This is a genomic window from Escherichia sp. MR (assembly GCF_005280595.1).
Classification (GTDB): Bacteria; Pseudomonadota; Gammaproteobacteria; order Enterobacterales; family Enterobacteriaceae; genus Escherichia; species Escherichia ruysiae.
Map to the genome: position 1 here is coordinate 22,397 of NZ_SZVK01000018.1, position 11,108 is coordinate 33,504.

The following is an 11,108-nucleotide window of genomic DNA, read 5'->3' on the forward strand; positions in this document are numbered from 1 at the left end:
ATAATTAATTAGTACCGCAATGTTATTGTTCGATCGCCAGTATGGCTGTAAGAAGTAAAATTATCTATTTTCCTTATAAAACAAATGGTTAATGTTTGAAAAACATTTATATAACATTTGAGGGGGTCTCGGCTTTATTTTCACTTGAACTGGGTCATGTTATGTAACTCTCTGTTTGAAAATAAGTTATAGAGGGTAAGTAAATTTATTTCATACATAACAGATGGTTATTTACGGTGATTTATATTAACAGTGCGCAACATAATAATTTTATGCCTCTACTTCATTTTTGAAGCCAGAGGCGCTGAAAAACTTTTTAACAGAATGAAATATCATCAAAACAAAAGTATGACTTATACATTAATGTTAAGTAATTGAGTGTTTTGTGTGATCTGAGTCACACATTATCGAAAATCGCAGCGTCGCTCCGTTGTATGTGTGAGTGGTGACGAGTACAGTTGCGTCGAATTAGGAAAAATCTTAGTTAAGTGTAAAAAACACTATTCTCTGTAAGGGATTGTTTCATCGCTTACGATGCTTGTGTTTTTTCGTTGATCGCAACTATTCCATGGTTATTTACTTTTTACCGGGATTTCCCGGCGACATCACGGGGTGCGGTGATACCGCATAAAAATAAAGTTAGTTATTCTGGATGGGAATAATGCATACCTCCGAGTTGCTGAAACATATTTATGACATCAATTTGTCATATTTACTTCTTGCACAACGTCTGATCGTTCAGGACAAAGCGTCCGCCATGTTTCGTCTCGGTATTAATGAAGAAATGGCAACAACGTTAGCGACGCTGACGCTTCCGCAAATGGTTAAACTGGCAGAAACCAATCAACTGATTTGTCATTTCCGCTTTGACAGCCACCAGACTATTAATCAGTTGACGCAGGATTCCCGCGTTGACGATCTCCAGCAAGTTCATACCGGTATCATGCTCTCTACGCGTTTGTTGAATGATGTTAATCAGCCCGAAGAAGTGCTGCGTAAAAAAAGGGCCTGATAATGAGCGAAAAAAGCATTGTTCAGGAAGCCCGGGATATTCAGCTGGCAATGGAATTGATCACCCTCGGTGCTCGTTTGCAGATGCTGGAAAGTGAAACACAATTAAGTCGCGGACGCCTGATCAAACTCTATAAAGAACTGCGCGGAAGTCCGCCGCCGAAAGGTATGCTGCCATTCTCCACCGACTGGTTTATGACCTGGGAACAAAATGTTCATGCGTCGATGTTTTGTAATGCATGGCAGTTTTTGCTGAAAACCGGGTTATGTAACGGCGTCGATGCAGTAATCAAAGCCTATCGTTTATACCTCGAACAGTGTCCGCAAGCCGAAGATGGGCCGCTGCTGGCGTTGACACGCGCCTGGACACTGGTGCGATTTGTTGAAAGTGGTTTACTACAACTTTCCAGTTGCAAGTGCTGCGGCGGTAATTTTATCACCCATGCCCATCAGCCTGTTGGCAGCTTTGCCTGCAGCTTATGTCAGCCGCCATCACGAGCGGTAAAAAGACGTAAACTTTCTCAAGACCCTGCCGATATTATCCCTCAACTGCTGGATGAACAGAGAGTACAGGCTGTTTAACTCACGCGATATGGCGAAACATTCCAGCAGCGGCAACTGATTGTCGCTGCTTTTTTCCCCGACCGTAAGTTAACGCCTGACGACTGAACATCCTGTCATGGTCAACAGTGAAAGGATGATGTCGTGCTTATCTTATTAGGTTACCTGGTTGTTCTCGGTACAGTTTTCGGCGGTTATTTGATGACCGGCGGAAGCCTTGGAGCACTTTATCAACCCGCTGAACTGGTGATTATTGCCGGTGCAGGTATTGGGTCGTTTATTGTCGGCAACAACGGTAAAGCCATCAAAGGCACGCTTAAGGCGCTGCCGTTACTGTTTCGCCGCTCCAAATACACCAAAGCAATGTATATGGATCTGCTGGCGCTGCTTTACCGGCTAATGGCGAAATCACGCCAGATGGGCATGTTTTCGTTGGAGCGCGATATTGAAAATCCTCGCGAGAGCGAGATCTTCGCCAGTTATCCTCGCATTATGGCTGATGCCGTCATGCTTGATTTTATTGTCGATTATCTGCGCCTGATTATTAGTGGTCACATGAATACCTTTGAAATCGAAGCTTTGATGGATGAAGAGATCGAGACTCACGAAAGCGAGGCGGAAGTCCCGGCAAACAGTCTGGCGCTGGTCGGTGACTCGCTCCCGGCATTTGGTATTGTCGCGGCTGTGATGGGAGTGGTTCACGCGCTCGGTTCGGCTGACCGACCTGCCGCCGAACTGGGGGCGTTGATTGCTCATGCGATGGTGGGGACTTTCCTCGGTATCTTATTGGCTTATGGATTTATTTCCCCGCTGGCAAGTGTTTTGCGCCAGAAAAGCGCAGAGACCAGCAAAATGATGCAGTGCGTCAAAGTCATACTGCTTTCTAATCTCAACGGTTATGCACCGCCAATTGCGGTTGAATTTGGTCGCAAAACGCTCTACTCCAGCGAGCGCCCGTCGTTCGTCGAACTGGAAGAGCACGTTCGTGCAGTGAAAAATCCGCAACAGCAGACGACAACTGAGGAAGCATGAAGAATCACGCGCATCCCATTATTGTCGTCAAGCGACGCAAAGCGAAAAGTCACGGCTCGGCGCATGGATCGTGGAAGATTGCTTATGCTGACTTTATGACTGCGATGATGGCTTTTTTTCTGGTGATGTGGCTGATCTCCATCTCCAGCCCAAAAGAGCTGATTCAGATTGCAGAATATTTCCGCACGCCGCTGGCGACGGCAGTAACGGGCGGTGATCGCATTTCTAATAGTGAAAGCCCAATTCCTGGCGGGGGTGATGATTACACCCAAAGCCAGGGAGAAGTGAATAAGCAACCGGACATTGAAGAACTGAAAAAACGCATGGAGCAAAGTCGGCTGCGGAAATTGCGGGGCGATCTCGACCAGCTTATTGAATCAGACCCGAAACTACGGGCGCTGCGTCCACATCTCAAAATCGATCTGGTACAGGAAGGTTTACGCATCCAGATTATCGACAGCCAGAATCGCCCGATGTTTAAAACCGGTAGTGCCGACGTCGAACCCTATATGCGCGACATTCTGCGGAGTATTGCGCCTGTGCTGAACGGTATTCCTAACCGTATCAGTCTCTCCGGTCATACCGATGATTTCCCTTACGCCAATGGCGAGCAAGGCTATAGCAACTGGGAGCTTTCTGCCGAACGCGCCAATGCGTCGCGCCGTGAGCTAATGGTGGGCGGTCTGGCTGATGGCAAAATTCTGCGCGTTGTCGGCATGGCAGCCACCATGCGTTTGAGCGATCGTGGACCTGATGATGCCGTCAACCGTCGAATCAGCCTGCTGGTTCTGAACAGACAAGCAGAACAAGCTATTTTGCATGAAAACGCTGAAAGCCAGAATGAGCCGGTAAGTGTTCTGGAAAAAACAGGGAGCGCACCGCAGGTCAGTGTTCCCACAATGCCATCAGCCGAACCGAGGTGACTGCGTGAGCATGGATATAAGCGATTTTTATCAGACATTTTTTGATGAGGCGGACGAACTGTTAGCCGATATGGAGCAGCATCTGCTTAATTTGCAGCCAGAATCGCCAGATGCCGAACAGTTGAATGCCATCTTTCGGGCTGCCCACTCGATCAAAGGAGGGGCAGGAACCTTTGGCTTCAGCGTTTTGCAGGAAACCACGCATCTGATGGAAAACCTGCTCGACGAAGCCAGACGTGGTGAGATGCAGCTTAATACCGACATTATCAATCTGTTTTTGGAAACGAAGGACATCATGCAAGAACAGCTCGACGCTTATAAACAGTCACAAGAGCCAGATGCCGCCAGCTTCGATTATATCTGCCAGGCCTTGCGTCAACTGGCATTAGAAGCGAAAGGCGAAACGGTATCCGCAGTGACCCGATTAAGTGTGGTTGCCAAAAGTGAACCGCAAGATGAGCAGAGCCGCAATCAGTCGTCGCGACGAATTATCCTTTCGCGCCTGAAAGCGGGAGAAATCGATCTGCTGGAAGAAGAGCTGGGACATCTGACAACGTTGACTGACGTGGTGAAAGGAGCCGATTCGTTATCGGCGACATTAGCGGGAGATATTGCGGAAGACGACATTACTGCGGTGCTTTGTTTTGTCATTGAGGCCGATCAGATTGCCTTTGAAAGCGTTGAGTCTACGGCGAAAGTATCTGCGCCACCGGTGCTTAAACTTGCCGCCGCAGAAGCGCCAGTTGTACGGACAGAACGGGAAAAACCGCCGCGCGGCAGTGAATCCACCAGTATCCGTGTGGCTGTAGAGAAGGTTGATCAACTGATTAACCTTGTCGGCGAACTGGTCATCACCCAGTCGATGCTGGCTCAGCGTTCGAGCGAACTGGACCCGGTTAATCATGGTGATTTGATTACCAACATGGGGCAGTTACAACGTAACGCCCGTGATTTGCAGGAATCGGTGATGTCGATCCGCATGATGCCGATGGAATATGTCTTTAGTCGCTATCCCCGGCTGGTACGTGACCTGGCGGGAAAACTCGGCAAACAGGTAGAACTGACGCTGGTGGGCAGTTCCACTGAACTCGACAAGAGCCTGATAGAACGCATTATTGACCCGCTGACCCATCTGGTACGCAACAGTCTCGACCACGGAATTGAACTGCCGGAAAAACGCCTCGCCGCAGGCAAAAACCGCGTCGGAAATTTGGTTCTGTCTGCTGAACATCAGGGTGGCAACATCTGCATCGAAGTGACCGACGATGGCGCGGGGCTAAACCATGAACGGATTCTGGCAAAAGCTGTTTCACAAGGTCTGACCGTCAGCGACAACATGACAGATGACGAAGTGGCAATGCTGATATTTGCTCCTGGTTTTTCTACAGCAGAGCAGGTTACCGATGTCTCCGGACGCGGCGTTGGTATGGATGTCGTCAAACGTAATATCCAGGAGATGGGCGGTCATGTCGAAATCAAATCGACGCCGGGCGCAGGAACTACGATCCGCATTTTACTGCCGCTGACGCTGGCGATCCTCGATGGCATGTCTGTACGTGTTGCAGATGAAGTTTTCATTCTGCCGCTGAATGCCGTCATGGAATCACTGCAACCCCATGAAGCTGATCTGCATCCACTGGCGGGCGGCGAGCGGGTACTGGAAGTACGTGGTGAATATCTGCCTATCGTCGAACTGTGGAAAGTGTTCAACGTCACGGGCGCGAAAACTGAAGCGACTCAGGGAATTGTGGTGATCCTGCAAAGTGGCGGTCGCCGCTACGCTTTGCTGGTGGATCAATTAATTGGTCAACACCAGGTAGTAGTGAAAAACCTGGAAAGTAACTATCGCAAAATCCCGGGAATATCCGCCGCAACGATTCTCGGCGACGGCAGCGTGGCACTGATTGTTGATGTTTCTGCCTTGCAGGCGATAAACCGCGAACAACGTATGGCGAACACCGCCGCCTGAATGAGTAAAAAGGTAACAATATGACCGGTATGACGAATGTAACAAAGCTGGCCAGCGAGCCGTCAGGCCAGGAATTTCTGGTATTTACCCTTGGTGATGAAGAGTACGGTATTGATATTCTGAAAGTGCAGGAGATCCGTGGCTACGATCAGGTAACACGGATTGCGAACACGCCAGCGTTTATCAAAGGCGTCACGAATCTGCGCGGCGTTATTGTGCCGATTGTTGACTTACGAATTAAGTTCAGCCAGGTGGATGTGGACTATAACGACAACACGGTAGTTATCGTACTGAATCTCGGACAACGGGTGGTCGGCATCGTGGTTGACGGCGTTTCAGACGTGCTTTCATTGACGGCGGAGCAAATTCGTCCGGCACCGGAATTTGCCGTGACGCTTTCAACAGAATATCTCACTGGATTGGGCGCACTGGGCGACCGTATGTTGATTCTGGTGAACATCGAAAAACTGCTGAATAGCGAAGAGATGGCGCTGTTAGATAGCGCGGCGTCAGAAGTGGCGTAATTCTCCTGATTTCCTCAATTGAAATGAACCCGATGATCTGCGCATCGGGTTTTTTATTTCAATTTCGCGGCGGGTGGCATCAGCAATAAAGTTTCCCCCTTCCTTGCCGATAACGAGATCAACTTGTTTTCAGGAAGGTGCCTTATGATTAACCGTATCCGCGTAGTCACGCTGTTGGTAATGGTGCTGGGGGTATTCGCACTGTTACAGCTAATTTCCGGCAGTTTGTTTTTTTCTTCGCTTCACCATAGCCAGAAAAGCTTTGTCGTTTCCAATGAACTACGGGAACAACAGAGTGAGCTCACCTCAACCTGGGATTTAATGCTACAAACGCGCATTAATTTGAGCCGTTCGGCGGTGCGGATGATGATGGATTCATCCAATCAACAAAGTAACGCCAAAGTTGAATTGCTTGATAGCGCCAGGAAAACATTGGCCCAGGCAGCGACTCATTTTAAAAAATTCAAAAGCATGGCACCGTTACCTGAAATGGTCGCCACCAGTCGTAATATTGATGAAAAATACAAAAACTATCACACAGCGTTAACTGAACTGATTGATTATCTTGATTATGGCAATACTGGCGCCTATTTCGCTCAACCAACTCAGGGAATGCAAAATGCGATGGGCGAAGCGTTTGCTCAGTACGCCCTCAGTAGTGAAAAACTTTACCGCGATATCGTCACTAACAATGCGGAAGATTACCGCTTTTCCCAGTGGCAACTGGCGGTTATCGCGCTGGTGGTGGTATTGATTTTGCTGGTGGCGTGGTACGGCATCCGCCGTATGTTGCTTACCCCGCTGGCGAAAATCATTGCTCACATTCGCGAAATTGCCGGTGGTAACCTGGCGAATAACCTCATCATTGATGGGCGCAGTGAAATGGGCGAACTGGCGCAGAGCGTTTCGCATATGCAGCGTTCTTTGACCGACACAGTCACCCATGTGCGCCAGGGGTCGGACGCCATCTATGCCGGTACACGTGAAATTGCAGCGGGCAATACCGATCTTTCATCACGCACTGAACAGCAGGCATCCGCGCTGGAAGAAACTGCCGCCAGCATGGAACAGCTCACCGCGACGGTGAAACAGAACGCCGATAACGCCCGTCAGGCCTCGCAACTGGCACAAAGTGCCTCCGACACCGCGCTGCACGGCGGCAAAGTGGTGGATGGCGTGGTGAAAACCATGCATGAAATCGCCGACAGTTCGAAAAAAATCGCCGACATTATTAGCGTAATCGACGGCATTGCCTTCCAGACCAATATCCTCGCACTGAATGCCGCTGTTGAAGCCGCGCGTGCCGGGGAACAGGGGCGTGGTTTTGCTGTGGTGGCGGGTGAAGTGCGTAATCTTGCCAGTCGCAGCGCCCAGGCAGCAAAAGAGATCAAAGCTCTGATAGAAGACTCAGTTTCCCGCGTTGATACCGGTTCTGTGCTGGTCGAAAGCGCCGGGGAAACGATGACGAATATCGTTAATGCGGTTACGCGCGTCACCGACATTATGGGGGAAATTGCTTCAGCCTCCGATGAGCAGAGCCGTGGCATTGATCAAGTTGCGCTGGCCGTGTCGGAAATGGATCGCGTCACTCAACAGAATGCCTCGTTGGTGCAGGAGTCAGCCGCCGCTGCTGCCGCACTGGAAGAGCAGGCCGGTCGTTTAACGCAGGCAGTATCCGCATTTCGTCTGGCAGCCAGTCAGCTAAACCACAAACCACCACTAAAATCCCAGCCTGCCAGTGAGCAATCACCTGCGCAGTCGCGGCGGCGTATCGCTGAACAAGAGCCAAACTGGGAAACATTTTGATGGGTATTTACTCAAGCGCCATTGCCGCCAGATGAGGCTGATGATGCAACAGAACGTCGCGCTTATCGTTTCTGGTGGCGCTATTACAACACAATCGGTGCAGTTACAGGCTGTGCCAGTGGTTTCCTGAAGTGATTGAGAAGGCGCTATGACATCATCTCAGCCCTGTGGGCAAACGTCTTTATTGTTACAGATGAGCGAGCGCCTTGCGCTTTCCGACGTTCATTTTCGGCGGATAAGTCAATTGATCTATCAACGTGCGGGGATTGTTCTGGCCGACCACAAGCGTGACATGGTCTACAACCGGTTGATACGCCGTTTGCGCTCGCTGGGACTGGCCGATTTTGGTCATTATCTGAACATGCTGGAATCTAATCAGTTTAGCGGCGAGTGGCAGGCATTTATTAACTCGCTGACTACCAACCTGACGGCATTTTTCCGTGAAGGGCATCATTTCCCACTGCTCGCGGCTCACGCTCGCCGTCGTTCTGGGGAATATCGTGTATGGAGCTCGGCGGCGTCGACTGGTGAAGAGCCGTACAGCATTGCCATGACGCTGGCGGACACATTAGGCACCGCGCCTGGACGCTGGAAAGTGTTCGCCAGTGATATCGACACCGAAGTGCTGGAAAAAGCCAGAAGCGGCATTTATCGCCATGAAGAGCTGAAAAACCTGACGCCACAACAACTCCAGCGTTACTTCATGCGCGGCACGGGGCCGCATGAAGGGCTGGTGCGCGTGCGCCAGGAACTGGCGAGCTATGTCGATTTTTCCCCGCTGAATTTGTTGGCGAAACAGTACACCGTACCGGGGCCGTTTGATGCGATCTTCTGCCGTAACGTCATGATCTACTTTGATCAAACGACCCAACAGGAGATTTTGCGCCGCTTCGTGCCACTACTTAAACCTGACGGATTGCTGTTTGCGGGGCACTCTGAAAATTTCAGCCACCTTGAGCGCAGCTTCACGCTGCGTGGGCAGACGGTGTATGCGCTAAGTAAGGATTAACCATGAGCAAAATCAGGGTGTTGTCTGTCGATGATTCGGCACTGATGCGCCAGATCATGACGGAAATCATCAACAGCCATAGCGATATGGAAATGGTGGCAACGGCGCCCGATCCGCTGGTAGCGCGAGATTTGATTAAGAAATTCAACCCCGATGTGCTGACGCTGGATGTTGAAATGCCACGGATGGACGGGCTGGATTTCCTCGAAAAATTAATGCGTTTGCGTCCAATGCCCGTTGTGATGGTTTCTTCTCTGACCGGCAAAGGTTCTGAAGTGACGCTGCGTGCGCTGGAGTTGGGGGCGATTGATTTTGTCACTAAACCGCAACTGGGTATTCGAGAAGGGATGCTGGCGTACAGCGAAATGATCGCTGAAAAGGTGCGTACGGCGTCGAGGGCGAGCCTCGCGGCGCATAAACCATTATCGGCTCCGGCAACGCTGAAGGCGGGGCCGTTGTTGAGTTCAGAAAAACTGATTGCGATTGGTGCTTCAACGGGGGGCACCGAGGCAATTCGGCACGTATTGCAGCCGCTGCCGCTTTCCAGCCCGGCACTGTTAATCACCCAGCATATGCCGCCTGGCTTTACCCGTTCTTTTGCCGACCGCCTGAATAAGCTGTGTCAAATCGGTGTTAAAGAGGCCGAAGACGGAGAACGTGTTTTGCCGGGACATGCCTATATCGCACCGGGCGATCGACATATGGAACTGGCGCGCAGCGGCGCGAACTATCAAATCAAAATTCACGATGGCCCGGCGGTTAACCGCCATCGACCGTCGGTGGATGTGTTGTTTCATTCTGTCGCCAGACAGGCGGGGCGCAACGCGGTTGGAGTGATCCTCACCGGTATGGGCAACGACGGTGCGGCGGGAATGTTGGCGATGCGTCAGGCGGGGGCATGGACCCTTGCGCAAAACGAAGCAAGCTGTGTGGTGTTCGGTATGCCGCGCGAGGCCATCAATCTGGGGGGCGTCTGCGAAGTGGTCGATCTTAGCCAGGTAAGCCAGCAAATGCTGGCGAAAATCAGTGTCGGACAGGCGATACGTATTTAAATCAGGAGTGTGAAATGGCGGATAAAGAACTTAAATTTTTGGTTGTGGATGACTTTTCCACCATGCGACGCATTGTGCGTAACCTGCTGAAAGAGCTGGGTTTCAACAATGTTGAGGAAGCGGAAGATGGCGCTGATGCTCTCAACAAGTTACAGGCGGGCGGTTATGGCTTTGTGATTTCCGACTGGAATATGCCGAATATGGATGGTCTGGAGTTGCTGAAAACCATTCGTGCTGATGGTGCGATGTCGGCGTTGCCAGTGCTGATGGTGACCGCTGAGGCGAAGAAAGAGAACATTATCGCGGCAGCACAAGCGGGGGCCAGTGGCTATGTGGTTAAGCCATTTACCGCCGCGACGCTGGAGGAAAAACTCAACAAAATCTTTGAGAAACTGGGCATGTGAGGATGCGACTATGATGCAACCATCAATCAAACCTGCTGATGAACATGCAGCCGGCGATATCATCGCGCGCATCGGCAGCCTGACACGTATGCTGCGTGACAGCCTGCGCGAGCTGGGACTGGATCAGGCGATAGCCGAAGCTGCAGAAGCCATCCCTGATGCCCGCGATCGCTTGTTCTACGTTGTGCAGATGACTGCGCAGGCCGCAGAGCGGGCGCTGAATAGCGTTGAGGCGTCGCAACCGCATCAGGATGAAATGGAGGAATCGGCAAAAGCATTAACCCAACGCTGGGATGACTGGTTCGCCGATCCGATTGACCTTGCCGACGCCCGTGAACTGGTGACAGATACGCGGCAATTTCTGGCGGATGTGCCCGCGCATACCAGCTTCACAAACGCGCAACTGCTGGAAATTATGATGGCGCAGGATTTTCAGGATCTCACCGGGCAGGTGATTAAACGGATGATGGATGTGATTCAGGAAATTGAACGCCAGTTGTTGATGGTGCTGCTGGAAAATATCCCGGAACAGGATGCGCGTCCGAAACGTGAAAACCAGAGTTTGCTTAACGGACCACAGGTCGATACCAGCAAAGCCGGTGTGGTTGCCAGTCAGGATCAGGTGGACGATTTGTTGGATAGTCTTGGGTTTTGATTTGTATTGCCTGATGTGACGTGACCGCGTCATATCAGGCGGTCGGATAAGGCGTTTACGCCACATCCGACAAACGTGCTCCCTGTCTGATGTACTGCGGTAAAAGCCCTAAAGCCCACCTGTTTTGCCACTTATTCCAGGCATTGAATGCTTTCCGCTCTG

The 11,108-nt window shown here is 50.9% G+C and carries 11 protein-coding genes; all 11 read left to right on the forward strand.

All coding sequences use genetic code 11. The features are described 5' to 3' along the window. The first annotated feature begins 661 nt into the window (after nt 1-661). The 11 genes from flhD to cheZ all read left to right on the forward strand — a co-directional run bounded on the left by flhD (nt 662) and on the right by cheZ (nt 10,946). Nucleotides 662-1,012, forward strand: a complete 351-nt coding sequence (gene flhD, locus FC814_RS10355; protein WP_001516558.1) for a flagellar transcriptional regulator FlhD — start codon at nt 662-664, stop codon at nt 1,010-1,012. Nucleotides 1,013-1,014: 2 nt separating this feature from the next. After that, on the forward strand, nt 1,015-1,593 hold the full coding sequence (flhC, locus tag FC814_RS10360) for a flagellar transcriptional regulator FlhC (RefSeq protein WP_001291590.1): 579 nt from the start codon (nt 1,015-1,017) through the stop codon (nt 1,591-1,593). A 123-nt stretch (nt 1,594-1,716) separates the two neighbouring features. Beyond that, the gene (gene motA, locus FC814_RS10365; protein WP_000906346.1) at nt 1,717-2,604 is read left to right on the forward strand and encodes a flagellar motor stator protein MotA; all 888 of its coding nucleotides are present in this window, start codon (nt 1,717-1,719) and stop codon (nt 2,602-2,604) included. After that, the gene (gene motB / locus FC814_RS10370) at nt 2,601-3,527 is read left to right on the forward strand and encodes a flagellar motor protein MotB (protein ID WP_000788499.1); all 927 of its coding nucleotides are present in this window, start codon (nt 2,601-2,603) and stop codon (nt 3,525-3,527) included. The genes motA and motB overlap by 4 nt, the downstream gene beginning before the upstream one ends. Before the next feature lie 4 nt (nt 3,528-3,531). Then, a complete protein-coding gene (cheA, locus tag FC814_RS10375; protein ID WP_137325899.1) occupies nt 3,532-5,496 on the forward strand; it encodes a chemotaxis protein CheA in 1,965 nt (654 codons plus the stop codon). Between the two features lie 20 nt (nt 5,497-5,516). After that, nucleotides 5,517-6,020 carry a chemotaxis protein CheW gene (gene cheW, locus FC814_RS10380; RefSeq protein ID WP_000147302.1) on the forward strand — a complete coding sequence of 168 codons (504 nt, stop codon included), beginning with the start codon at nt 5,517-5,519 and terminating at the stop codon, nt 6,018-6,020. 144 nt (nt 6,021-6,164) lie between these two features. Beyond that, nucleotides 6,165-7,826 carry a methyl-accepting chemotaxis protein II gene (gene tar / locus FC814_RS10385; protein ID WP_137325900.1) on the forward strand — a complete coding sequence of 554 codons (1,662 nt, stop codon included), beginning with the start codon at nt 6,165-6,167 and terminating at the stop codon, nt 7,824-7,826. A 148-nt stretch (nt 7,827-7,974) separates the two neighbouring features. Beyond that, complete coding sequence (gene cheR, locus FC814_RS10390; RefSeq protein ID WP_137325901.1) at nt 7,975-8,835, forward strand: protein-glutamate O-methyltransferase CheR; 861 nt, start codon at nt 7,975-7,977, stop codon at nt 8,833-8,835. Nucleotides 8,836-8,837: 2 nt separating this feature from the next. After that, entirely contained in the window at nt 8,838-9,887 is a 1,050-nt protein-coding gene (cheB, locus tag FC814_RS10395; protein WP_000036399.1) for a protein-glutamate methylesterase/protein glutamine deamidase, read from the forward strand. A 14-nt stretch (nt 9,888-9,901) separates the two neighbouring features. After that, complete coding sequence (gene cheY / locus FC814_RS10400) at nt 9,902-10,291, forward strand: chemotaxis response regulator CheY (RefSeq protein ID WP_000763855.1); 390 nt, start codon at nt 9,902-9,904, stop codon at nt 10,289-10,291. A 10-nt stretch (nt 10,292-10,301) separates the two neighbouring features. Further along, on the forward strand, nt 10,302-10,946 hold the full coding sequence (gene cheZ / locus FC814_RS10405) for a protein phosphatase CheZ (RefSeq protein ID WP_000983593.1): 645 nt from the start codon (nt 10,302-10,304) through the stop codon (nt 10,944-10,946). Nucleotides 10,947-11,108 lie beyond the last annotated feature (162 nt).

Excerpts from the sequence above, each read along its gene's own strand:
- cheZ (WP_000983593.1), top strand. The coding sequence starts at position 10,302 with ATGATGCAACCATCAATCAAACCTGCTGATGAACATGCAGCCGGCGAT.
- flhD (WP_001516558.1), top strand. The coding sequence starts at position 662 with ATGCATACCTCCGAGTTGCTGAAACATATTTATGACATCAATTTGTCA.
- cheW (WP_000147302.1), top strand. The coding sequence starts at position 5,517 with ATGACCGGTATGACGAATGTAACAAAGCTGGCCAGCGAGCCGTCAGGC.
- flhC (WP_001291590.1), top strand. The coding sequence starts at position 1,015 with ATGAGCGAAAAAAGCATTGTTCAGGAAGCCCGGGATATTCAGCTGGCA.
- cheY (WP_000763855.1), top strand. The coding sequence starts at position 9,902 with ATGGCGGATAAAGAACTTAAATTTTTGGTTGTGGATGACTTTTCCACC.
- tar (WP_137325900.1), top strand. The coding sequence starts at position 6,165 with ATGATTAACCGTATCCGCGTAGTCACGCTGTTGGTAATGGTGCTGGGG.
- cheR (WP_137325901.1), top strand. The coding sequence starts at position 7,975 with ATGACATCATCTCAGCCCTGTGGGCAAACGTCTTTATTGTTACAGATG.
- cheB (WP_000036399.1), top strand. The coding sequence starts at position 8,838 with ATGAGCAAAATCAGGGTGTTGTCTGTCGATGATTCGGCACTGATGCGC.
- motB (WP_000788499.1), top strand. The coding sequence starts at position 2,601 with ATGAAGAATCACGCGCATCCCATTATTGTCGTCAAGCGACGCAAAGCG.